This is a genomic window from Promicromonospora sukumoe 327MFSha3.1, from assembly GCF_000385135.1.
GTDB lineage: Bacteria > Actinomycetota > Actinomycetes > Actinomycetales > Cellulomonadaceae > Promicromonospora > Promicromonospora sukumoe_B.
In genome coordinates, this window is sequence record NZ_ARQM01000018.1 from 164,227 (window position 1) to 184,726 (window position 20,500).

General features: G+C 74.1%; 25 protein-coding genes and 1 pseudogene. 17 read left to right on the forward strand and 9 right to left on the reverse strand.

The window, feature by feature from the left end; genetic code table 11:
- Positions 1–63: 63 nt before the first annotated feature.
- Both H291_RS0127800 and H291_RS0127805 read left to right on the forward strand, forming a co-directional pair.
- Positions 64–342, forward strand: a complete 279-nt coding sequence (locus H291_RS0127800; protein ID WP_020018310.1) for a hypothetical protein — start codon at positions 64–66, stop codon at positions 340–342.
- 10 nt (positions 343–352) lie between these two features.
- A complete protein-coding gene (locus tag H291_RS0127805; protein WP_033328230.1) occupies positions 353–1,216 on the forward strand; it encodes a patatin-like phospholipase family protein in 864 nt (287 codons plus the stop codon).
- A 12-nt stretch (positions 1,217–1,228) separates the two neighbouring features.
- On the opposite strand, the pseudogene H291_RS32075 reads toward H291_RS0127805, so the two are convergent.
- Positions 1,229–2,019 (reverse strand): annotated as a pseudogene (locus H291_RS32075) (dienelactone hydrolase family protein).
- Here H291_RS32075 and H291_RS0127815 point away from each other — a divergent pair.
- Positions 1,994–2,443 carry an NUDIX hydrolase gene (locus tag H291_RS0127815; RefSeq protein ID WP_420038581.1) on the forward strand — a complete coding sequence of 150 codons (450 nt, stop codon included), beginning with the start codon at positions 1,994–1,996 and terminating at the stop codon, positions 2,441–2,443. The pseudogene H291_RS32075 and the gene H291_RS0127815 sit on opposite strands and share 26 nt — an antisense overlap.
- 46 nt (positions 2,444–2,489) lie before the next feature.
- Here the strand turns inward: H291_RS0127815 and H291_RS32080 are convergent, their stop codons facing one another.
- Genes H291_RS32080 through H291_RS34350 form a run of 3 tightly spaced genes read right to left on the reverse strand, consistent with a single transcriptional unit; the run spans position 2,490 to position 3,798 of the window.
- On the reverse strand, positions 2,490–2,996 hold the full coding sequence (locus tag H291_RS32080; protein ID WP_232216195.1) for a histidine phosphatase family protein: 507 nt from the start codon (positions 2,994–2,996) through the stop codon (positions 2,490–2,492).
- Positions 2,912–3,082 carry a hypothetical protein gene (locus H291_RS34730; protein ID WP_232216189.1) on the reverse strand — a complete coding sequence of 57 codons (171 nt, stop codon included), beginning with the start codon at positions 3,080–3,082 and terminating at the stop codon, positions 2,912–2,914. Before H291_RS34730 ends, H291_RS32080 begins: the two co-directional genes overlap by 85 nt.
- Before the next feature lie 44 nt (positions 3,083–3,126).
- Positions 3,127–3,798, reverse strand: coding sequence for a hypothetical protein (locus H291_RS34350; RefSeq protein ID WP_020018316.1), 672 nt, complete (start codon positions 3,796–3,798; stop codon positions 3,127–3,129).
- Between the two features lie 63 nt (positions 3,799–3,861).
- Here H291_RS34350 and H291_RS34355 point away from each other — a divergent pair, with 63 nt between their 5' ends.
- The 3 genes from H291_RS34355 to H291_RS33990 all read left to right on the forward strand — a co-directional run bounded on the left by H291_RS34355 (position 3,862) and on the right by H291_RS33990 (position 5,486).
- Positions 3,862–4,194 carry a PEP-utilizing enzyme gene (locus H291_RS34355; RefSeq protein WP_020018317.1) on the forward strand — a complete coding sequence of 111 codons (333 nt, stop codon included), beginning with the start codon at positions 3,862–3,864 and terminating at the stop codon, positions 4,192–4,194.
- A gap of 122 nt (positions 4,195–4,316) precedes the next feature.
- A complete protein-coding gene (locus H291_RS0127835; RefSeq protein ID WP_020018318.1) occupies positions 4,317–5,249 on the forward strand; it encodes a M23 family metallopeptidase in 933 nt (310 codons plus the stop codon).
- A gap of 96 nt (positions 5,250–5,345) precedes the next feature.
- Entirely contained in the window at positions 5,346–5,486 is a 141-nt protein-coding gene (locus H291_RS33990) for a hypothetical protein (protein ID WP_157237401.1), read from the forward strand.
- Positions 5,487–5,490: 4 nt separating this feature from the next.
- Here H291_RS33990 and H291_RS0127845 read toward each other — a convergent pair whose 3' ends face one another.
- On the reverse strand, positions 5,491–5,874 hold the full coding sequence (locus H291_RS0127845; RefSeq protein ID WP_020018320.1) for a VOC family protein: 384 nt from the start codon (positions 5,872–5,874) through the stop codon (positions 5,491–5,493).
- Positions 5,875–5,965: 91 nt separating this feature from the next.
- On the opposite strand from H291_RS0127845, the gene H291_RS0127850 reads away from it, so the two are divergent.
- The 10 genes from H291_RS0127850 to H291_RS34360 all read left to right on the forward strand — a co-directional run bounded on the left by H291_RS0127850 (position 5,966) and on the right by H291_RS34360 (position 16,006).
- Positions 5,966–6,421, forward strand: a complete 456-nt coding sequence (locus H291_RS0127850; RefSeq protein WP_026366200.1) for a nitroreductase family deazaflavin-dependent oxidoreductase — start codon at positions 5,966–5,968, stop codon at positions 6,419–6,421.
- Positions 6,422–6,521: 100 nt separating this feature from the next.
- Positions 6,522–7,448 carry an intradiol ring-cleavage dioxygenase gene (locus H291_RS0127855; RefSeq protein ID WP_020018322.1) on the forward strand — a complete coding sequence of 309 codons (927 nt, stop codon included), beginning with the start codon at positions 6,522–6,524 and terminating at the stop codon, positions 7,446–7,448.
- Between the two features lie 28 nt (positions 7,449–7,476).
- Positions 7,477–8,202, forward strand: a complete 726-nt coding sequence (locus H291_RS0127860) for a DUF1684 domain-containing protein (RefSeq protein ID WP_020018323.1) — start codon at positions 7,477–7,479, stop codon at positions 8,200–8,202.
- 168 nt (positions 8,203–8,370) lie between these two features.
- Positions 8,371–9,177, forward strand: coding sequence for a VIT1/CCC1 transporter family protein (locus H291_RS0127865; RefSeq protein ID WP_020018324.1), 807 nt, complete (start codon positions 8,371–8,373; stop codon positions 9,175–9,177).
- Between the two features lie 16 nt (positions 9,178–9,193).
- Positions 9,194–10,471 (forward strand): arginine deiminase, encoded by a 1,278-nt coding sequence (locus H291_RS0127870; protein WP_020018325.1) that lies wholly within the window; start codon positions 9,194–9,196, stop codon positions 10,469–10,471.
- Positions 10,472–10,548: 77 nt separating this feature from the next.
- Positions 10,549–11,388, forward strand: a complete 840-nt coding sequence (locus H291_RS0127875; protein ID WP_020018326.1) for an ion transporter — start codon at positions 10,549–10,551, stop codon at positions 11,386–11,388.
- A 277-nt stretch (positions 11,389–11,665) separates the two neighbouring features.
- Positions 11,666–11,800, forward strand: coding sequence for a hypothetical protein (locus H291_RS34840; protein WP_269637226.1), 135 nt, complete (start codon positions 11,666–11,668; stop codon positions 11,798–11,800).
- Positions 11,801–11,951: 151 nt separating this feature from the next.
- Positions 11,952–12,422, forward strand: coding sequence for an HNH endonuclease (locus H291_RS0127885; RefSeq protein ID WP_020018328.1), 471 nt, complete (start codon positions 11,952–11,954; stop codon positions 12,420–12,422).
- 260 nt (positions 12,423–12,682) lie between these two features.
- Positions 12,683–14,188: an FAD-dependent monooxygenase gene (locus tag H291_RS0127890; protein WP_020018329.1), complete on the forward strand. Its 1,506-nt coding sequence runs from the start codon at positions 12,683–12,685 to the stop codon at positions 14,186–14,188.
- Positions 14,189–14,374: 186 nt separating this feature from the next.
- Positions 14,375–16,006 carry an ATPase gene (locus tag H291_RS34360; protein WP_232216190.1) on the forward strand — a complete coding sequence of 544 codons (1,632 nt, stop codon included), beginning with the start codon at positions 14,375–14,377 and terminating at the stop codon, positions 16,004–16,006.
- A 30-nt stretch (positions 16,007–16,036) separates the two neighbouring features.
- Here the strand turns inward: H291_RS34360 and H291_RS0127900 are convergent, their stop codons facing one another.
- From H291_RS0127900 to H291_RS0127915, 4 genes are all read right to left on the reverse strand, one after another.
- Complete coding sequence (locus H291_RS0127900; protein WP_020018331.1) at positions 16,037–16,633, reverse strand: TetR family transcriptional regulator; 597 nt, start codon at positions 16,631–16,633, stop codon at positions 16,037–16,039.
- 10 nt (positions 16,634–16,643) lie between these two features.
- Entirely contained in the window at positions 16,644–17,615 is a 972-nt protein-coding gene (locus H291_RS0127905; protein ID WP_020018332.1) for an SDR family oxidoreductase, read from the reverse strand.
- Positions 17,612–18,520: an oxidoreductase gene (locus H291_RS0127910; protein ID WP_020018333.1), complete on the reverse strand. Its 909-nt coding sequence runs from the start codon at positions 18,518–18,520 to the stop codon at positions 17,612–17,614. Before H291_RS0127910 ends, H291_RS0127905 begins: the two co-directional genes overlap by 4 nt.
- 179 nt (positions 18,521–18,699) lie before the next feature.
- Entirely contained in the window at positions 18,700–19,761 is a 1,062-nt protein-coding gene (locus H291_RS0127915; protein ID WP_020018334.1) for an LLM class flavin-dependent oxidoreductase, read from the reverse strand.
- Positions 19,762–19,887: 126 nt separating this feature from the next.
- On the opposite strand from H291_RS0127915, the gene H291_RS0127920 reads away from it, so the two are divergent.
- Positions 19,888–20,367 (forward strand): GNAT family N-acetyltransferase, encoded by a 480-nt coding sequence (locus tag H291_RS0127920; protein WP_026366204.1) that lies wholly within the window; start codon positions 19,888–19,890, stop codon positions 20,365–20,367.
- Positions 20,368–20,500 lie beyond the last annotated feature (133 nt).

Sequence of the window (20,500 nt, forward strand, 5' to 3'; positions counted from 1 at the left end):
TTTCTTCGCTTTGACCCGAGGTCAAAGCGAAGAAACCTAGGCCTCAAAGGAAACCAGACCGCAATGTCCGGTTCGGTGCTGCCCGGCCTCGCCGAACCGGAGCGCCAGGGGGTGATCTTGGACGCCGCCGAACGGCTTGTCCGGTCCACCCACGACCGGCCGGATGCCGGCCCCGCCGGCGTCGCCGCCGCCCTGCCGAAGGTGCTGGATGCGCTGGAGGACGGGGTCGACCGGCTCGTCGGGAACGCCGCTCCGGACCGCCCGACGACGGCCGTCCCGCGGCCTCGGGAGCACCCCGCGGCCACCCCGCGTGACCTCGCCGGGCCCGGTGCCCGGTCGTAGTGTGCGAGGCATGACGGACGCACTCGTACTCGGAGGTGGCGGCGTGGCCGGCGTCGCCTGGGAGCTGGGCGTGCTGCAGGGCATCGCCGACAAGGACCGGGAGCTCGCGTCCCGGCTGCTGGGCGCCGACCTGGTGGTCGGCACGTCGGCCGGGTCGGCCGTGGCCGCGCAGATCACCAGCGGCACGCCGCTGGAGACGCTCTACGAGGCGCAGCTCGTCGACGACGGCCTCGACTTCGTGGTCGAGTTCGACGGGCCCGCGATGTTCGCGGGCTGGACCGCCGCCTTCGAGCCCGCCCCCGACGGCACACCCCCGGACCCGCTGGAGATCCGACGCCGGATCGGCGCGATGGCGCTGGCCGCGTCCACCACGGACGAGGCAACCCGGCTCAAGGAGCACGAGGCGCTCCTGCTGAACAGCGAGTGGCCGGCTACCGACCTCGCCATCCCCGCGGTCGACGCCGAGTCGGGTGAGCTGCGGGTCTTCCGCCGCGACTCGGGCGTGCGGCTCCTGGACGCCATCGCCGCGAGCTGCGCGGTGCCGGGGGTGTGGCCGCCCGTGACCATCGACGGCCGGCGCTACGTGGACGGCGGCATCCGGTCCGTCGCGAACGTCGACCTGGCCGCCGGTGCCGACCACGTGCTGGTCGTCACGCCGCAGCGGCCGGGGTCGCCGTCGCCGTTCGGCCCCTCGGCGACCGAGCAGGTCGCGGCCCTGGCGCCCGCGAAGGTGCTGATGATCTGCGCCGACGACGCCTCGATGGAGGCGTTCGGCATCAACCCGCTCTCCCCCGCCACGCGGGCGCCGTCGGCCGCCGCGGGCCGCGCGGTGGGGCGGGCGCAGGCCGCGGAGCTGGCGGCGCTGTTCGCCTGAGCCGGGGTCGCGTCACCCCCGGCCGGGCCCGCCCAGGTGCTCGGTGAGAAAGGCGAACGTGCGCTCCCACGCGTCCGCCGACGCCGCTGGGTCGTGCGACATGCCCTGGATCAGGATCAGCATGCCGAGCGCACCGGTGTACCGGGCCAGGAACGAGTGCGTCGCCTCGGGGTACACCTTGAGGTCCACGGGCACCCGGTGCGCTCCAGCCCGGCGCGGAGCTTGTCCACCTCGCCGAGGTCCACCACCTTGTCGCGGGCGCCGTAGCTCGCCACGACCGGGCACGGCGCCGACAGCATCCGCTCGAGCTCGGCCGGCTCCTGCCTGCCGGGCGGCAGCAGGCCGTAGTTCACGGCGGCGGCGTCGAACAGGCCGCGCCCCGCGGCGACCAGGGCGAACCGGCCGCCCAGGCAGAACCCCATGACGCCCACGCGGCCGGTGCAGTCGGGCCGGGCCGCGAGCGCCGCGCGCTCGGCCTCGAGCCGCTCGTAGGTGGGGCCGGCGTCGTCGAGCAGGCTGCGGAAGGTCTGCCGCAGGCAGCGTCCGCGCTGGTAGAGGGACGGGGCGTGCACGAGGAAGCCGTTCGCGGCGAGGTGGTCGCAGACGCGCCGCAGCTCGGCGGTCATCCCGTAGGCGTCGTGCACGACGACGACGCCGGGGAACGGTCCGTCGCCGTCGGGGACGGCGGTGTGTCCGGGGTGCACCGTCGGACCGTACCAGGATCGTGTGCATGATGCATAGACCCCCGTGGTGGATGCCCCGTGGATGATGGGCAGCATGTTCACCAGCGCAGACGGGTCCATCGACCTGCGGGTCTCCGCGTACGCGGTCGTCACCGACGAGGCGGGCAGGCTGCTCCTGCCCCACTGGTCCGAGGGCGGCCGCCAGGGCTGGACGATGCCCGGCGGCGGCATCGACCCGGGCGAGCACCCGGCCGACGCCGCGGTCCGGGAGGTCTACGAGGAGACCGGCTACCACGTGGAGCTGGACGGCCTGCTCGGCGTCGACAGCATCGTGATCGCCGCCGCGGACCGCGGGCACCCGGCGGACCGCCCGGGGCAGGCCCTGCGCATCGTCTACCGGGCCCGCGTCACCGGCGGCGACCTGCGGGTCGAGGAGGACGGCTCCACCGACGGCGTCGCCTGGCACACCCCGGCGGAGGTCGACGCGCTCGACCGGGTCGACCTGGTCGACCTCTCGCGCCGCTGGGCGGGCCTGCTCCCCTGACGCGTCAGACCGACAGGTCACCCGAGGGGCCTGTCGGTCTGACACGTCAGGGGCGGGGCGACGGCGGGAAGCCCGTCCAGCGCAGGTCGGCGGGCAGGTGCCCCATGTCGTTGAACAGCACCACCGTGGGCGGCACGCCGTCGCGGTACTGGATCACGGTCAGCCCCGTGTTGCCGCTGTTCAGGCCGATCCAGCGGGCCGGGGGCGCGTCGAGCGCGTGCCGCAGCAGCCACGCGACCTGGAACGCGTGAGTCACCAGCACCTCGTGCGTCTCGACGTCGGCGGTCCGCGCGAACCGCTCGACGAGCGCCGCGGCGAGGCTCTCGCCCTGGACGCGCTCGGCGTCGTCGTACCCGTCGAAGAAACCGGCCCAGGCGGGCGCGAGGTCCGCGCCGGTGGGGACGTAGGGCACGTGGTCGACGAGCTCGGCCGCCTCGGCGACCGGGACGTCCGGCAGGTGCGTGCCGATCACGCGCGCGCTCGCGGCGGCGCGCGGCAGGGGCGAGTGCCAGACGGCGGCGACGGGGAGCCCCGCGAGCCGTTCGCCGAGCAGGCCGGCCTGCGTGCGGCCGACGTCGTCAGCTCGCCGAACGCGTCCGCCGCGCCGTGCCGGGCCAGGTAGAGATGTCGGGTCGCCATGCGACGAACCTACCGGCCGGGGCTCGCGCCCCCGGGGCGGCGCGCTACTCGCCGCGCTGCTCGGCGCCCTGCTCGGCGCGCGGGATGCCGAGGGTCGAGAGAAGGTCCTCGTGCAGCTCCATCCACACGGTGTGGCATGAGCTCAGGCCGGTGCCGGCGACCCACTCCCCCTGGCCGGCACGCGCCCGGTCGAGCGCGGCGGTGAACCGCGTGTCGTACCCCTCGAACCGCGCCAGCACCGAGGAGAGCGAGGCGACCAGGGGCGTCAGCTCGTCGCGCAGCGTCCCGAGCTCGTCCAGCACGCGCGCGTCCCACTCGGGGTCGGTGTGATGGTTCGGGGTGAGCCGGTCGTCCTTCTCCGGCAGGAGCTGCCAGTCCGTGCACGCCTGCAGCAGGCGGGCGTTCAGGGGTCCGAACACCTCGTGCGCCCGCTCGACGACACCCCGCGCGTCAGCGTCAGCCAGCTCCTCGGCCAGACGCCTGTCGTCCTCGGCGCGGCCGCGGTCCGTCAGCGACCAGCCCGCCGTCGTGCCGAACGCGGCGCGGCGCACCCAGCCGTACGCCTCGTCGTCGAGCAGCACCTCGTGGGTGTCCGCGCGGTCGAGCCCGAACCGCACGGCGACGGCGTCGTCGTCGGCCATGCCCTGGATCCGCACGGAGTGGAGCACGAGGAGCTCCGGCTGAGAGGATCGGCCGAGCACCGGGATGTGGGTCATAGTGCACCGTGCATCGCGGGGCAGCCGGTGTCAACGCGGGCGAATACGCCCAGGGAGGAAGTCATGACCGACCACCCCGCCACCGAACTGGCTGGTACGCCCGGCAGTCCGGGCCTCGCGTCCGGTCCGGCGCGCGTCGTGCACGGCCCCGACGATTTCACCCGCGTACGCCCCGGCGACGTGCTCGTGTGCCGGTTCACCGAGCCGGCGTGGACCGCCCTGTTCGGCGTCGTGGCCGGCGTGGTCACCGAGACCGGCGGCGTCCTGTCGCACGCCGCGATCGTGGCCCGCGAGCACGGCATCCCCGCCGTCCTGGCCGTGCCCGGCGCCATGACCACGCTCCGCGACGGCCAGCCGGTCACCGTCGACGGCGGGGCCGGGCGGGTCGCCGCCTGACCCCACCGGAGCACCCGTCCGGGGAGCCGTCCAGGGGCAGCCCTACCCATGGGCACCGCGGCGTGGGGCGTGTCAGCCTTCCGGCGTCAGACCAAGAGTCAGACCCAGGATGGAGAGCACCAATGACAGTCAACTCCCCGTTCCGCAGAAGATCCGCCAGGCAGTGGGCGCTCGCCGCGCTCACCGCGCTCGCCCTGGTCGCCGCACCGGCGTCCGCGGCCACGGCGTCGTCCCTGTCCCCCCTGTCCGCCTCGGACGGCGCCGGTGTGCTGGCGACCGCCCACAAGTCGCCGTTCAGCTGCGGCAAGACGTTCTACGCCAACAACTGGAGCGGCGGCCACAGCCCCAACGGCTCCATCGACTGGCAGACCTACGGCAGCGACGCGATCAACGGCGAGACCGTCCGCGCCACGGCCGGCGGCACCGCCACCTTCGACGACGAAGGCGGCACCAGCTACGGCAAGTGGGTGCAGATCGTGCACGGCGACGGCACCCGCACCCGGTACGCCCACCTCGCCACGATGGTCCGCAACCCGGGCCAGACCATGTCGGTCAGCCAGGGCACCGTGATCGGCACCGTCGGCTCCACCGGCGGGTCCAGCGCACCGCACCTGCACTACGAGCAGCGCAGCTCCTCCGGCGTGGTCGACACCTCGCCCACGGTCGACGGCGTGACCGTCTCGGTCGGCCAGAAGAAGGCCGTGACCAGCACCAACGGCTGCGGGTCCAGCAACCCGTACACGCCCGTCGAGGTGTGCGGCAGCGGCTTCGCGGTGATCGACCAGGCGGCGCTCGGCTCCGTGGGGCGCACCTACCTGCTGTACAACTCGGGCACCGGCAGCAACTGCGTGGTCACCCTGAAGTCGACCAACCTCGGCACCCCGAGCGCCGTCGCGGCCTTCCTGGAACCCCAGGGCGCCTCGCGCACCACCGACTCCGGGAACTTCTCCTACTACGCGGGACCGGTCAAGCGCTCGGCCCCCGGCACCTGCGTCAAGTGGGGCGGCTCGGTGGGCTCCACCAGCTACACCAGCCCGTTCGAGCACTGCGGCTGACGGCGGCTCTGCGACACCGAAGGCCCCCGGGGTACGTCCCCGGGGGCCTTCGGTCTTGACCGGGCGGTCCGACAGAGCCTTCCCTAAACTCACGACATGCAAGCCATGAGCGCGTACCGCAGGTGGAGCGAAGTGCGGCCGGAGATCGTCGAACGGCTCGGAGAGGAGGCCCTCACCGAGGCCCACGAGCGCACCCAGGCCTACGTCGACGAGCACCGGCTCGACGAGCGCCACTGACCGCTCAGGCGTCCTTCGGGGGCTCGATCAGGTCCCACGGCATGCCGTACAGGTCCTCGAAGACCGCCACCGTGCCGTAGGCCTCGTACCGCGGCTCCTCGCGGAACCGGACGCCGGCGGCCACCATGCGGGCGTGCTGCGCGGCGAAGTCGTCGGTCTCCAGGAAGAACGCGACCTTGCCCGCGGCCTGCCGCCCGACGGCGTCGGCGGCGTCGGTCAGCGCGAGCACCAGGCCGGTACCGCCGTCCGCGGGGCCGACGACGACGCGGCGGCGTCCGGCGGCGTTGGTCTCGTCCTCCCGCAGGGCGAAGCCGAGGGAGTTCACGAAGAAGGCGATCGCCTCGTCGTGGTCGCGGACGAGGTAGGTGACGTCGGAGAGTCGCAGCACCCGACGATCCTAGGCGGCACTCGACCCTCACCCTGCCAGTGGCATGATTCCGGTTGCCGACCCCGACCACCGGAAAGAGGAAGATCGCTCCATGAGCTTCTCCCACCCCACCGGGACCCGCGGAGCCCGGGTACCCGGACCCGTGTTCCGCTGGCTGAACCGCCTCATGATGCGGCACGCCAAGCGCACCACGGGCACGACCATGGGCAAGAACCTCCTGGTCCTGACCACGGTCGGGCGCAAGAGCGGCGAGGCCCGGCCGACGCCGCTCGCCTGGTTCCCCGGGCCGGACGGCTCCTGGCTCGTCGTCGCCTCCGCCTGGGGCGCGGCGACCAACCCGGCGTGGTACCTCAACCTCGCCGCCCACCCGGACCGACTGACCGTCGAGCAGGGCGGCCGCACGGTCGCCGTCACCGCCACGGAGCTGCACGGGGACGAGCGCGCGGAGGCGTGGCAGAAGATCACCGCCGAGGCCGCGAACTTCCGCCGGTACGAGCAGACCACCGACCGCGAGATGCCGGTCATCCGGCTCACGCCGCGCGCCTGAGCGGCGCGCCCGGCCCGGCGCCGGCGCCCGGCCCGGCAGACATAGCCTGCTCCCAGCCTCCTGCCGGGCCGGACATAGCCCCGCGCCCTACGTTCGGCGCATGAGCACCCACGGCAGCAGGCATGGACACCCGGCGCACGACGACGAGACCCCCGAGGCCCACGACCTCGGCCTCTCGCACGACCTGCCGACCCTCCTCAACCGGCGGCACGCCATCGGCCTGCTGACCGCGGGCGGGCTCGCGGCGGCGCTCGCGGCCTGCTCCGGCACCGGTTCGTCGGGCACCGGCACGGGCCCGGGCGGCGCGCCGTCGGGCGGCCCGGGCGGCGCACCGCCCGGCGGCGGCGAGGGCGGCCCGGGCGGCGGCGCGCCCGGCGACGTCTCGCAGGCCGACGTCGGCGAGGGCGAGATCCCGGAGGAGACCAACGGCCCCTACCCCGCCGACGGCACCAACGGCCCCAACGCCCTGACCATGACGGGCGTGGTCCGCAGCGACATCACGTCCAGCTTCGGCGACTCGTCCGGCACGGCCGACGGCGTCCCGCTCACCTTCTCGCTGACCGTCGTGGACGTGTCGGGCGAGGGCGACGCCGGGACCCCCGTCGCGGGCGCCGCCGTCTACGCGTGGCACTGCGACCGCGACGGCAAGTACTCGATGTACGACATCGCCGACCAGAACTACCTGCGCGGCGTCCAGGAGGCCGACGCCGACGGCAAGGTCACGTTCACGTCGATCTTCCCCGCCTGCTACGCGGGCCGGTGGCCGCACATCCACTTCGAGATCTACCCCTCCCTGGACGACGCCACCAGCGCCACCAACCGCATGCGCACCTCGCAGCTCGCCCTGCCGCAGGACGTGTGCGACACCGTGTACGCGACGTCGGGCTACGAGCAGAGCGTGACCAACCTGGCGGGCGTCACCCTCGACTCGGACAACGTGTTCTCCGACGGGTACGCGCTGCAGCTGGCGAAGGTCTCCGGCTCGGTGGGCAAGGGGTACACGGCGACGCTCCGCGTCCCGGTGTGACGTCGCCGCGGTGGGTAGTGTCGTGCGCATGACGCACGCCACCACCTCCCCGGCCACCACAGCACTCCAGACCGCGGACTGGCGACGGCGCGTCTTCGCGCTGTACGCCGAGGCCCGCGCCCGCGCCGTCGTGAACCCCGCGGCGGCGCACGCCGGGTGGGTCGCCGCGCGCGACGAGCTCTTCGCGACCCACCCCGTCTCCCCGATCCTCCCGGAGGAGCGGGCCGGCTTCACCGGCCTGAGCGTCACCCCGTACGACCCGGCCTGGCGCCTCAGCGCACCGATCGTCCCGGCGGAGCCCGGGCCGGACGGCGCCCCGCGCCGCCTCGACGTCCCCACCGGGACCGACGGCGTGGTGCCGTTCGAGCTGCTCGGCACGGTCGCCCTGGGGTCCGACGCCCTGGGCGACCTCGGCACCCTCGACGTCTGGCGCCTCGCCTCCTACGGCGGCGGCCTGTTCGTGCCGATCAAGGACGCGCTGGCCGGCCCGCCCGGCGGCACCTACGGCGGCGGCCGCTACCTCATCGACACGATCAAGGGCTCCTGGCTCGGGCACACCGGCGGGTCGGACGGCGGCGAGGGCGGCGGCCCCGACGACTTCGGCGTCGGCGACCTGGTGCTCGACCTCAACTTCGCCTACAACCCGTCCTGCGCCTACGACCCGGCATGGACGTGCCCGCTCGCCCAGGACGGCAACACGCTGTCCGTCGAGGTCCCGGTGGGCGAGCGCACCCCGGCCAAGCCGGCGTACTGAGCCGGGCGGCTGCCCCCCTCACCTTCGAGGCCTAAGTTTCTTCGCTTTGAGCCAGCGGAAAGCGAAGAAACTTAGGCCTCGAAGGGGACGGGCCCGCAGCAAAGGTGAGGCTCGCCAACCCAGCCCCCGGTGTTGGCCCCGCGGCGAGACTCCTGGTTGCCTGAGGCCATGACCACAGAACCGTCCGGTGCGGATCGCCCGGACACCGTCGGCGCGGCCGCCGACAGCGCCACCGCCGGGCAGCCCGAGGCCACGGCCCGCCCCGCCGTCGGGCACGCGGACGAACCCCACACCGACGGCCTCGCCGAGCGGCTGAACTGGCTCCGCGCCGGGGTGCTCGGCGCGAACGACGGCATCGTGTCCGTCGCCGCTGTCGCCGTCGGTGTCGCCGCCGCGACCTCGCAGACCGGGCCCATCCTCACCGCCGGGCTCGCCGCCCTCGTCGGCGGCGCCATCTCGATGGCGCTGGGCGAGTACGTCTCGGTGTCCAGCCAGTCCGACACCCAGAGGGCCCTCATCGCCAAGGAGAAGGCCGAGCTCGCCGAGATGCCGCAGGAGGAGCTCGCCGAGCTCGCCGCCATCTACGAGGCCAAGGGCCTGTCCCCCGCCACCGCCCGGCAGGTCGCCGTCGAGCTCACCGAGCACGACGCGCTGACCGCGCACCTGGAGGCCGAGCTCAACATCGACGAGGACGGCGTCGTCAGCCCCTGGCACGCGGCGCTCGCCTCGGCCGTGGCCTTCACCCTCGGCGCCGTGCTGCCGCTCGCCGCGGTGCTCCTCGTCCCGGAGCCCTGGCGGGTCGGCGCCACGTTCGCCGTCGTGCTGGTCGCGCTGGCCGGCACCGGCTGGATCGCGGCCTGGATCGGCGACGCGCCCCGGGTGCGCGCCACGGGTCGCGTCGTCGTCGGCGGGGCGCTGGCGCTCGGCGCCACCTTCGCGCTGGGCTCACTGCTCGGCACGACGGCGGCCGGGTGAGTACCGTTAGCGCCCGATGAACACCATCGACATCACACCGCCCCCGGCCGGCACACCCTCGTCGGCGTACGGCGTCCACTCCGAGGTGGGCCGCCTGCGCAAGGTGCTGGTCTGCGCCCCGGGCCTGGCCCACCAGCGCCTCACCCCGTCCAACTCCGCGGACCTGCTGTTCGACGACGTGCTGTGGGTCGAGCGCGCCCAGCAGGACCACGCCGACTTCGTGACCGAGCTGCGCGACCGCGACGTCGACGTCGTCGAGCTGCACGCCCTGCTCGCGCAGACGCTGCGCGTGCCGGGCGCCCGCGACTGGCTGCTCGACCGCAAGATCGTGCCGGAGATCGTGGGCAACGGCCTGGTCGAGGCCACGCGCGAGTACCTGGAGTCGCTGCCGGAGCACGAGCTGGCCCGGTACCTGATCGGCGGCCTGGCCGTGGCCGACGTCCCCGAGCTGCCGCCGGGCTTCCGCGCGCTGGCCGACCTGAGCCCGGACGCGCGCGAGTACCTCATGCCGCCGCTGCCCAACACGCTGTTCACGCGCGACACGACGTGCTGGATCTACGGCGGCCTCACCCTGAACCCGCTGTACTGGCAGGCGCGCCGGGACGAGACGCTGCTGATGAAGGCGATCTACACGTTCCACCCCGACTTCGTGGGCAGCCGCGTGTGGTGGGGCGACCCGGAGACCACCCACGGCGAGGCCACCTTCGAGGGCGGCGACATCATGCCGATCGGCAACGGGACCGTGCTGATGGGCATGAGCGAGCGCACCTCGCGCCAGGCCATCACGCAGGTCGCCGCCTCGCTGTTCGAGGCGGGCGCGGCCGAGCAGATCGTCGTGGCGGGCATGCCCCGGCTGCGCGCGGCCATGCACCTGGACACGATCATGACGTTCGTCGACGTCGACACCGTCACCGTGTACCCGCGCATCGTCGACCGCGTGCACCCGTTCGTGCTGCGCCCGGACTCCGGCCCGATCGGCGTCTCCGTGACCGACGCCGGGGCGTCGTCGTTCCTCGACGTCGTCGGCAAGGTCTCGGGGCTGGGCCGGCTGCGCGTCATCGAGACCGGCGGCGACGTCTACGAGTCCGAGCGTCAGCAGTGGGACAGCGGCAACAACTCCGTGGCCGTCGAGCCCGGCGTGGTGTTCACGTACGACCGGAACACGACCACCAACGACCTGCTGCGCAAGGCCGGAATCGAGGTGATCGAGATCGCGGGCGGCGAGCTCGGCCGCGGCCGGGGCGGCGGGCACTGCATGACCTGCCCGATCATCCGGGAGCCCGTGAGCTGGTAGGCGGCTGGACCGCGCCGCACCCACCACCGACCGACAGTTACTCTGCATTCCGGACAAAACCCTTGAAAGGAGTCCGGATGTCGGTCGGTGGCGTGCCAGTTCGCGAGCGCCTGCGCAGGCTGGTCGAGCACCAGTGGTTCCAGCGGACGGTGCTCGGCGTGATCATCGCCAACGCCGCGATCCTCGGCCTGGAGACGTCGATCCTCGACGGCCCGGTGGACGAGGTGCTCCAGGTGATCGACGACGTGATGCTGTGGTTCTTCGTCGCCGAGATCTCGCTGCGCCTGGTGGCCCACGGCCCGCGCTTCTTCCGCGATCCCTGGAGCGTCTTCGACCTGCTGGTGGTCGGCATCGCCCTGATCCCGGCGACCGGCCCGCTGTCGCTGCTGCGCGCCCTGCGGATCCTGCGGGTGCTGCGCCTGGCCGACTCCGTGCCCTCCATGAAGCGCGTGGTCAACGGCCTCGTCGCGGCCGTGCCGGGCATGGGCTCGGTGGGCGCGCTGCTGGTCCTGGTCATGTACGTCTCCGTGGTGATCGCGACCAACCTCTACGGCGCGATCGCCCCCGAGCACTTCGGCGACCTGGGCACCACGGCGTTCACGCTGTTCCAGGTCATGACCGGCGAGGCCTGGCCGGACATCGCGGACGACGTCATGGAGGTCGAGCCGACGGCGTGGATCTTCTTCGTCGTGTTCATCCTGGTGGTCTCGTTCGCTGTGCTGAACCTGTTCATCGCCGTGGTCGTCAGCGGCATGGAGAGCATCGACGACCTCGCCGAGCACGAGGAGAAGAACGACGCCGAGGTGATGAACGAGCTGCGCGCCATCCGGGCGCAGCTCGCCGCCGTGCAGGCCGAGCTCGCGGCGTCCCGCGCCGCGTCCCCGGACCCGGAACCCGAGACGGTGCCCGCGCCCTGAGCGGGCGGGGACCGCGGTCCCGCGCACGGTGCCGACGGCGCGACACGCCGTGGGGACGCGCCACGCCGGTTCCTTGATGCATCCTTGGGTTGCAGTTCCGGAAAAGCCATAGACGCTGTCAAGTCCTCGTTGTACCTTTCTTCACACACGGACTCCGCGCCGTGGCGGCAGGTTGTGTGTCAGTGACCGCCTGCCCCGCGTCCCGGGTACCGCCGACAGCACCACGAACAGCAACTTCACCAGCCACTTCAAGAAACGGGAAAGGACGAGATCCACGATGGTTCGCACGAGCATCACGCACCGGGCCGCAGGCCTGAGCAAGGCCAGTGCCGCCACCACCTCGTCCTTCCCGACCACAGCGCAGCACCTCTGGGACGGCCGCGAGGCCATCCGGGGCGCCATACGCCGCTGATCCGGTTCCGCCGGACCAGTGCTGTGAGCCGCCTCGGGACCCCTGTTCCCGGGCGGCTCTTGTCGTCCCGGGCCCAGGGGTGCAGCACCCCCAGCACCATCCGAAGGACAAGAAGAACCGAGACGACAAGCTCACCGGAAGGAGCAGGCCCGTGGCCGACGTCCTAGTCCTCAATGCCGGCTACGAGCCGCTGCACCGGGTATCGGTCCGGCACGCCATCCACATGCTCGTGCGCGAGGTCGCGGTCGTGGAGGAGGCGGTCGACGGCCGCTCCTTCGGGCCGTTCCCCTTACCGCGCGTGCTGCGGCTGGTCCGGTACGTGACGATGCGGTGGCTCTACAAGTCGGGCGGGGCGCCCGCGTGCACCAAGCTCGGCGTCAAGCGTCGCGACGGCCTGTGCGCCTACTGCGGCGGCCCCGCCGAGACCGTGGACCACATCCTCCCGCGGTCCCGTGGCGGGCCCTCGACGTGGATGAACCTCGTGGCCGCCTGCTACGAGTGCAACTCGCACAAGGCGGACCGCACCCCGGCCGAGGCCGGCATGGTGCTCCACGTGACGCCGCACGTCCCACGCGCGGACTACGCGCGCGCCATCCGGCACAGAGCGGCGCGCGCGGCTTAGGCCGGGGCGCGCGAACGATCGGTAGAAGGTCAGGTGATCGGCAACTCGAGTTGCCGATCACCTGACCTTTTTGCAGCTCACTTGCCGGCGTGCCCCGTCATCCGGCTCCTTGTCGCCGCGGTGAAGTCCGGGGTCCGGGGCGCGCACTTCCTGCCACTTTCAACATATAGCGACAGGGGGGCCTTGCGGCAAGGGCCCGGTGGAGGCGCAGAATCGTCGGCCGTCGCCCATTTTGGCGACTGACGAAACAGGGGGTTCTGATGACCGACGTGATCATCGCGGGCGGCGGCCCGACCGGCGTGCTGCTGGCCTGCGAGCTGCGGCTGCAGGGCGTGTCCGTGGTCGTGCTGGAGAAGGACGCCGAGCCCACCCGGGTGGTGCGCGGGCTGGGCCTGCACGCGCGCACCCTGGAGATCCTGGACCAGCGCGGCCTCCTGGACCGGTTCCTGCCGCTGGGCAAGCAATATCCCGTGGGCTCCTTCGCGGGCATCACCAAGCCCGCGCCGACCGGCCTGGACACCACGCACCCGTACGTCCTGGGCGTGCCGCAGCCGGTCACCGAGCGCCTCCTGCGCGAGCGGGCCGCAGAGCTCGGCGTCGAGGTCCGGTACGGCCACGAGGTGGCCGGGCTGAGCCAGGACGACGACGGCGTCCGCGTCGAGCTGGCCGACGGCACCCACCTGGCCGCCCGCTACCTCGTGGGGTGCGACGGCGGCCGCAGCACCGTGCGCCGGCTGCTCGGCATCGGGTTCCCCGGCGAGCCCAGCCGGCAGGAGACGCTCCTGGGCGAGGTGCGGCTGACGGCGCCGCCCGCGACGATCGAGGCCGTCGTGGCCGAGGTGCGCGAGACCCACAAGAACTTCGGCGCCATCCCGCTCGGGGACGACCTGTACCGGGTCGGCGCCCCGGCCGACGGCGTGGCCGAGGACCGCACGGTCCCGCCGACCCTGGACGACCTGCGCGAGCAGGTGCGCGCGGTGGCCGGGACCGACCTCGGCATGCACTCGCCGCGCTGGCTGTCCCGGTTCGGCGACGCCACCCGCCTGGCCGAGCGGTACCGGGACGGCCGGGTGCTGCTGGCGGGCGACGCCGCGCACGTCCACCCGCCGTACGGCGGCCAGGGGCTCAACCTCGGAGTGCAGGACGCGTTCAACCTCGGCTGGAAGCTGGCCGCCGAGGTGCACGGCTGGGCACCGGCGGGGCTGCTGGACAGCTACGCCGCCGAGCGGCGTCCGGTGGCCGCCGCCGTGCTGGACAACACGCGCGCGCAGACCGTGCTGCTCTCCCCCGAGCCCGGGCCGCAGGCGGTGCGCCGCCTGCTGGCGGAGCTGATGGCCCTCGACGACGTGCGCCGGCTCCTGGTCGAGAAGGTCACGGCGACGGGGATCCGGTACGACGTCGGGGGCGGTCCGGGGTACGAGCTGCTCGGGCGGCGGATGCCCGACGTCGCGCTGCGCGACGGCCGCCTCTACGAGCGGATGCACGCCGGCCGGGGGCTGCTCCTGGACCGCACCGGCGCGCTCTCGGCCGGCGGCTGGGCCGACCGGGTCGACCGCGTCGTGGACGTCGTCCCGCCCGATGGCGGCGGCGCGCCCGACGACGGCAGCGCGCCCGACGACGGCAGCGCGCCCGACGACGGCGGCGCGTCCGCGCCGCCCTCGGTGCTGCTGCGGCCGGACGGGCACGTGGTCTGGGCCGGCACGGACCAGGCGGACCTGCTCGGCCCGCTGAACCGGTGGTTCGGCACCGGTTCCGCGGCGGTCTGAGCCGTCCGGACGCCGCCTTAGCAGGTCGCCCGGTGAACCGCCTGGTGAGGCCGAAACACGCCGGGTGAAGAGCCCCGGTACCCTGTCCGCGTTCATGACCCTCGCCACGACACTGTCCGGCGACCGGAGAAGGGGGACGCCCGAGTGAGCGTCGAAACCGCTGGGTGGCCGCGCGCCGTAGTGGTCGTGCGCGACGACGGAACGGGGCAGGTGGCCATCAACGGCCAGACCGTGCCTGTCTACCGCAGCAGCCTGGGCGAGACCCGCAGCGAGGTCATGCGCCTGGTCATGGAGTACTCGGCGAGCATCGGGCTGGCCGTCGAGGTCCAGGCGCTGGGGCCCGAGGGGCCCAGTGCGCTGACCGTCCACCCCGACGGCCGCGTGGTGCACGACGACGGCGTGGGCGCCATCCAGGCGGCGCAGGCAGCGCAGGCCGCTCAGGCCGCTCAGGCGGCCCAGATCGCCGCGCAGGCCGCGCTCGCGCAGCCCGCGCCCGCCCCGGCCGCCCCCGTGCAGGCGGCGGCCGCCCCGGCCGCCGCCGTGCAGACGGTGCCTGCTCCCGCCCAGCCGGACGTGCAGGCGGACGCCCAGACGGCCCCCGCCCCGACCGCTCCGGCACCCGCCGCCGCACCGGCCGGCCCGGCCGCACCGGCCCCGGCGCCCGTCGCCGCCGCCGAACCCGGCCTGGTGCCGCACGGCGCGCCGGCGCAGGACACGCAGGCGCCGCCCATCACGCTGCTCGGGCCGCAGGCCGACCTGGAGCCCGAGGCCACGACGCCCGGCGGCACGATCGCCCCGCCGTCCGCCCCGGCCCCGGCCCCGGCCGAGCCTTCCGGCGAGCCGCCCCTCGGCCCCGGCGGGCCCAGCGGCGCTGGCAGCTCCGACGTCGGCCGCCGGGACAGCCGCCGGTCGTCGTTCCTGGTCCAGGACCGCCTCGACGAGCCCGCCACGCAGGGCGTGCGCGGCGTGCTGGCCCGGGTGGGCCTCCGCGTGGGACCCAGCGAGTCCGAGCGCGCCGAGCGGGCCGACGAGCAGGCCGTGAGCCTGCACTGGCAGGGCCCCCGCACCATCTCGATCGTGAACGGCAAGGGCGGCGCGGGCAAGACACCGTCGACCGTGCTGCTCGCGGCGGTGTTCGCGCAGTTCGGCGGCTCCGGCGTCGTCACCTGGGACAACAACCAGACCCGCGGGACGCTGGGCTGGCGCACCGAGCAGGACCAGCACGAGGCGACCCTGCTCGACCTGATCCCCCGCACCGAGCACTTCCTGGGCCCGGCGGCACAGCTCGGCGACCTGGCCGGGTTCGTGCACCACCAGTCGCGGATGCGGTTCGACGTGCTGCGGTCCAAGCCGATGGCGCTGGCGCACGAGCAGCGCATCTCGTCGGAGGACGTCGACGCCATCCACGCGGTGCTCGCCAAGTTCTACCGGCTGATCTTCATCGACTCCGGCAACGACGAGTCCGACCCGATGTGGCTGCGCATGATCGACCACACCGACCAGCTAGTGGTGGCCACCAGCACCCGCGACGACCACGCCGAGGCCGGTGCGCTGCTCCTGGAGGCGCTGACGGGCCGCGGGGAGCACATGGCGGAGCTCGCCCGGAAGGCCGTCGTCGTGGTGAGCCAGTCCGACCCGAAGGCGACGCCGGCCGACATGCGCCGGGTCGCCCAGGGCTACCGTGCGCTGGCGCGCGAGGTCGTCACCGTCCCGTTCGACCCGGCCATGGTGGACGGCCAGCTCGACTACCGGGCCCTGCGCCCCCAGACCCGCCGGGCCTGGCTGGCCGCGGGCGCGGCGGTCTCGCGCGGGTTCTGAGCCGGGAGAACCGGGAGACCGACGCCGTCGCTACGCGGCCGGGGCGACGATCCGCGTGACCACGCGGTGCACGTCGGCCCGGCCGTCGGCGGCGGCCGCCGTGTCCTCCGGGACGGCGAGCATGCCGCCGACGGTCAGCACGGAACCGTGCACCGCGGCGAGCACCTGCCCCAGCAGCCGTTCGGCGGGCACCGTGGCGTCGATGCGCTCCGGGTGCCGGGCCTGGGCCTCGCGCAGCGCCTCGACCTTGGCCGCGCTGGACGTCGCCGACCGCTCCAGGGTGCCGAGCATGCCCGGCCGCTCCAGGGTGTGCCAGAGCAGCAGCCGGACCAGCTCCGGGTGGCCCACCGTGAAGTCGAACAGGCGCACCGCGTAGCCGGGCAGGTCGTCGGCGTCGAACGGCACGGCGTCGAGCAGGTCGAGGATCCGGGCGCTGACCACCTGGTCGAACAGCACCTCCTTGCCGCCGAAGTACGCGTAGATGCGCTGCTTGTTCGCCGCCGCGTGCTCGGCGATCCGGTCCACGCGGGCGCCCGCCAGGCCGTACCGCGCGAACTCGTCGGCGGCGGCCTCCAGGATGCGGGTCGGCGTCGCGGCACGTCCGACGTCGGCAGCGGGGGTGGGCATGTCGCTCAGCCTAGCTCCGGGCCGCCGGCAGGGCGGTGGAGGTGACCTCCTCGGCGACGGCCCACAGCCGCCCCGCCGTCGCGTCGTCGCGCATGCGCCGGTTGAGCAGGGCGCGCCGCGGCGGCCCGGCCAGGCCGGACATCGGCCCGTAGTAGGCGCCCTGGGCGACGTCACGCCGGGTGGCGGCCACGAGCAGCGAGCCGACGCCGTGCTCGGGGGCCGCCATCGGCAGCAGCCCGCTCCCCCAGCGCACCGGCCGCTCTCGCCCCATGCTCGGCCCGGTGACCTGGAGGTTCGTGCGGGTCAGGCCGGGATGGGCCGCCGTGCTGACCAGGGCCCAGCCGCGGCGCCCAGCGGTGCGGGCGAGGTGCCGCGCGAGGTGCAGGTCGGCGAGCTTCGACTGCGCGTAGGCGGGCAGCGCCCGGTACTCGCGGCGCTCCCAGTCCAGGTCGTCGAAGTCGATGCGGCCCTGGTTGGCGGCGTACGAGCACATCGTGGCCACGCGCGGGTCCGGGGCCGCCAGGAGCAGCGGCAGCAGCAGGTTGGTCAGCGCGAACGGGCCCAGGAAGTTGGTCCCCCACTGCAGCTCGTGGCCGTCCGCCGTCAGGTACCGCCGCGGCGGGACCGAGACGCCGGCGTTGTTGACGAGCGTGTCGAGGCGGTCCAGGTCGCGTGCGAGCCCGTCCGCGAACGCCCGGACCGAGGTGAGGTCGGCGAGGTCGAGCACCCGCACCTCCGCCTGCGCGCCGGGCCGGGTGGCGAGCACCTCGGCGAGCGCCTCGGCGCCCTTCCGGGGGTCGCGGACGGCGAGGACCACGTGCGCCCCGGCGGCCGCGAGGCGCTTGGCGGCCTCGCGTCCCGTGCCGCTGTTGGCCCCCGTGACCACGACCGTGCGCCCGGTCTGGTCCGGCACGTGGGGCCGGGCGGGCAGGTCCGCCGTCGCCGCGCCGCCGGCGGCCGGGCCGTTCGTCGGGCCGTTCATCCGACCGGGACGGCGGTCGAGGTGATCTCCTCGGCGACGGCCCACAGCCGGGCCGCCGTCGCGTCGTCCCGCATGCGCCGGTTGAGGCGCGCCGGGCGGGGGTCCCCGGTCAGCCCGAACCGGGGCCCGTAGTAGGCGCCGGAGGAGGCGGCCGGGTCGGCGGCCGCCAGCAGGACCGATCCCGCGCCCTCGGGCGCCTCCATCGAGGGCAGGACGCTCCCCGGCGACCAGCGCACCGGCTGCTCCTTGCCCATGCTCGGGCCCGTGACCTGGAGGTTGGTCCGCGTGAAGCCGGGGTGCGCGGCCGTGCTCACCAGCGCCCAGCCGCGGCGTCCGGCCAGGTGCGCGAGGTGCCGCGCGAGGTACAGGTCGGCGAGCTTGGACTGCCCGTAGGCGGCCCAGGTGCGGTAGGGACGGCGCTCCCAGTCGAGGTCCGTGAAGTCGATGCGGCCCGCGTTGGCCACGCCGGAGCTCATGGTGGCCACGCGCGGCGCGGGCGCCGCCAGGAGGAGCGGCAGGAGCAGGTTGGTGAGCGCGAACGGGCCCAGGAAGTTGGTGCCCCACTGCAGCTCGTGACCGTCGGCGGTCGCGTAGCGCTGCGGCGTCGCCATCACGCCGGCGTTGTTCACCAGGGTGTCGAGCCGGCCGAGGTCGCGCCCGAGCCCGTCCGCGAAGGCCCGGACGGACGCCAGGTCGGCGAGGTCCAGGAGCCGCACCTCCGCCTGCGCGCCTGGCCGGGTGGCGAGCACCTCGGCGAGCGCGTCGGCGCCCTTCTCCGGGTTGCGGACGGCGAGGACCACGCGGGCGCCGGCGGCGGCCAGGCGCTTGGCGGCCTCGCGGCCGGTGCCGCTGTTTGCGCCGGTGACGACGACGGTGCGGCCGGTCTGGTCGGGCACGGTGTACATGGGGCTCCTCGGTGGCGGTTCCGGCTGGGCCAACCAACCAGTTGGTTGACGTTCCCACTATGCACCCGCTCCCCCGGCGGGACAAGCCCCGGGTACGAGAAGGGGTGCCGGATCCGAGGATCCGGCACCCCTGCGGTGCCCGCTCAGGCGGCGCCGCGCCGGCCGCGGCCGGCGGGTCGTCAGGCGCTCAGCGCGCCCGCCACCAGCTCCAGCGTCTGCGCCCGGCCGAAGGTGGCCTCCAGCGGCTCGTCGTCGCGCGACCCGGCGACGGGGACGAGCATGACCTCCTCGACGCCGTGCCGCTCGGCCAGGCCGCGCACCTCGGCGGCCACGTGCCCGGCGTCGCCGATCAGCCAGCGGGCCCGCATCGCCTCGATCGACTGGGCGAGCATGCCGTCGGCCGGCTCGTCACGCGTGGCGCGCAGCGCCTCCTCGACCGTCTCCAGCGCGCCGAGCTTCTGCCCGGACCGCAGGCGGGCCATCTGGCGCAGCTGCGGCAGGGCGCGGTCGTGCGCCTCGTCCGACGTCGGCGCGGCCACCGCGTTGACCGTCACGAACGTGCGCGGCTCCGGGTGCTCCTCCGACGGCCGGTAGCCGTCGCGGTACAGCGCGAGGATCTGGTCCATGCCCTGCCCGGAGAAGTGGTTGGCGAACACGTACGGCAGCCCGAGCTCGGCCGCGAGCCGCGCCGAGTAGTCGCTGGAGCCCAGCAGCCACACCGTGGGCACGCTCGCGGCGGCCGGCGTCGCGCGGACGTCGTAGATGTCGCCCGAGACCAGGCGCAGCCGGGCGCCGTCGGGCCCCATGAGGCTCAGGATGTCGGTGACGTGCTGCGGGAACCGGTCCACGTCCGCCGTCGGCCCCGTGGCGCGCAGCAGCGAGGTGACCACGGGGTCGCTGCCCGGGGCGCGGCCGATGCCGAGGTCGATGCGGCCGGGGGCCACGGCCTCCAGCGCCGCGAACTGCTCGGCGACCACGAGCGGGGCGTGGTTGGGCAGCATGACGCCGCCCGAGCCCACACGGATGCGCTCGGTCCGCGCGGCGGCCGCGGCGATCATGACCGGCGGCGACGACGCCGCCACCGCCGCCATGTTGTGGTGCTCCGCGAACCAGTAGCGTTCGTAGCCGAGCCGGTCGGCGAGCGCCGCCAGGTCGAGCGAGGCCGACAGGGCCTGGGCGCTGGTCTGGCCCGAGCGGACGGGCACGAGGTCGAGGACGGAGAGGCGCGGCGTGGTGTTCATCGCCTGCGTCAACCGTCGCGGGGACCGGCGTGTTCCGGCCCGAGTCGCCCTTTACCAGTTCTGTACCGTTTTCGGTATCGCGGAACATCATGGCGCCCACCCGGGTCGGCCTGACATGATCGCGTCGTGTCTGTTGATGTGCGCCCCGCGACCGACGAGGACGTCGACGCCGTGGTCGACCTGTTCCGGCAGTACCTGTGGTTCTACGGGCAGGAGGTGCCCGACGCCGAGGCGCGGGCCTACCTGACCGCGCGCCGCGACGCGGGCGACAGCGTGCTGCTCGTCGCGGAGGTGGCCGCGGAGGGCGCGGATCCCGCGGAGGACGCCCGGATCGTGGGGTTCGCGCAGAGCTACCCGACGTGGTCGTCGGTGAGCCTGAGCCGGTCGTGGGTGCTGAACGACCTGTTCGTCTCCCCCGCCGCGCGCGGGACGGGCGGAGCGCGCGCCCTGGTGCAGGAGACCTGCCGCCTGGCCAAGGAGGCCGGGGCCATCCGGGTCTCGCTCGCCACCGCGTGGGACAACCTCGCCGCGCAGGGGCTGTACGAGTCCGAGGGCTTCGTGCGCGACCAGAACTTCCACCACTACGCGTACGTGACGGGCGCCTGACCTCACGCGAGCGCAGGACGCGCGGCGCGCACCTCCGGCTTGGTGTCGGTGGCCCGCGCTAGGGTGTGCCCCGGCCAGGAACAGACCTGGTCAGAAGGCCAAACTGCCGATTCGGGGAGACCCCGGGAACTGG

Excerpts from the sequence above, each read along its gene's own strand:
- H291_RS0127915 (WP_020018334.1), bottom strand. The coding sequence starts at position 19,761 with ATGAACACCACGCCGCGCCTCTCCGTCCTCGACCTCGTGCCCGTCCGC.
- H291_RS34730 (WP_232216189.1), bottom strand. The coding sequence starts at position 3,082 with ATGGCGACCCGACATCTCTACCTGGCCCGGCACGGCGCGGCGGACGCG.
- H291_RS0127900 (WP_020018331.1), bottom strand. The coding sequence starts at position 16,633 with ATGCCCACCCCCGCTGCCGACGTCGGACGTGCCGCGACGCCGACCCGC.
- H291_RS0127850 (WP_026366200.1), top strand. The coding sequence starts at position 5,966 with ATGAGCTTCTCCCACCCCACCGGGACCCGCGGAGCCCGGGTACCCGGA.
- H291_RS0127905 (WP_020018332.1), bottom strand. The coding sequence starts at position 17,615 with ATGAACGGCCCGACGAACGGCCCGGCCGCCGGCGGCGCGGCGACGGCG.
- H291_RS0127805 (WP_033328230.1), top strand. The coding sequence starts at position 353 with ATGACGGACGCACTCGTACTCGGAGGTGGCGGCGTGGCCGGCGTCGCC.
- H291_RS0127860 (WP_020018323.1), top strand. The coding sequence starts at position 7,477 with ATGACGCACGCCACCACCTCCCCGGCCACCACAGCACTCCAGACCGCG.
- H291_RS0127865 (WP_020018324.1), top strand. The coding sequence starts at position 8,371 with ATGACCACAGAACCGTCCGGTGCGGATCGCCCGGACACCGTCGGCGCG.
- H291_RS0127875 (WP_020018326.1), top strand. The coding sequence starts at position 10,549 with ATGTCGGTCGGTGGCGTGCCAGTTCGCGAGCGCCTGCGCAGGCTGGTC.
- H291_RS34355 (WP_020018317.1), top strand. The coding sequence starts at position 3,862 with ATGACCGACCACCCCGCCACCGAACTGGCTGGTACGCCCGGCAGTCCG.
- H291_RS34840 (WP_269637226.1), top strand. The coding sequence starts at position 11,666 with ATGGTTCGCACGAGCATCACGCACCGGGCCGCAGGCCTGAGCAAGGCC.
- H291_RS0127910 (WP_020018333.1), bottom strand. The coding sequence starts at position 18,520 with ATGTACACCGTGCCCGACCAGACCGGCCGCACCGTCGTCGTCACCGGC.
- H291_RS0127800 (WP_020018310.1), top strand. The coding sequence starts at position 64 with ATGTCCGGTTCGGTGCTGCCCGGCCTCGCCGAACCGGAGCGCCAGGGG.
- H291_RS0127890 (WP_020018329.1), top strand. The coding sequence starts at position 12,683 with ATGACCGACGTGATCATCGCGGGCGGCGGCCCGACCGGCGTGCTGCTG.
- H291_RS33990 (WP_157237401.1), top strand. The coding sequence starts at position 5,346 with ATGCAAGCCATGAGCGCGTACCGCAGGTGGAGCGAAGTGCGGCCGGAG.
- H291_RS0127835 (WP_020018318.1), top strand. The coding sequence starts at position 4,317 with ATGACAGTCAACTCCCCGTTCCGCAGAAGATCCGCCAGGCAGTGGGCG.
- H291_RS34350 (WP_020018316.1), bottom strand. The coding sequence starts at position 3,798 with ATGACCCACATCCCGGTGCTCGGCCGATCCTCTCAGCCGGAGCTCCTC.
- H291_RS0127855 (WP_020018322.1), top strand. The coding sequence starts at position 6,522 with ATGAGCACCCACGGCAGCAGGCATGGACACCCGGCGCACGACGACGAG.
- H291_RS0127870 (WP_020018325.1), top strand. The coding sequence starts at position 9,194 with ATGAACACCATCGACATCACACCGCCCCCGGCCGGCACACCCTCGTCG.
- H291_RS0127815 (WP_420038581.1), top strand. The coding sequence starts at position 1,994 with ATGTTCACCAGCGCAGACGGGTCCATCGACCTGCGGGTCTCCGCGTAC.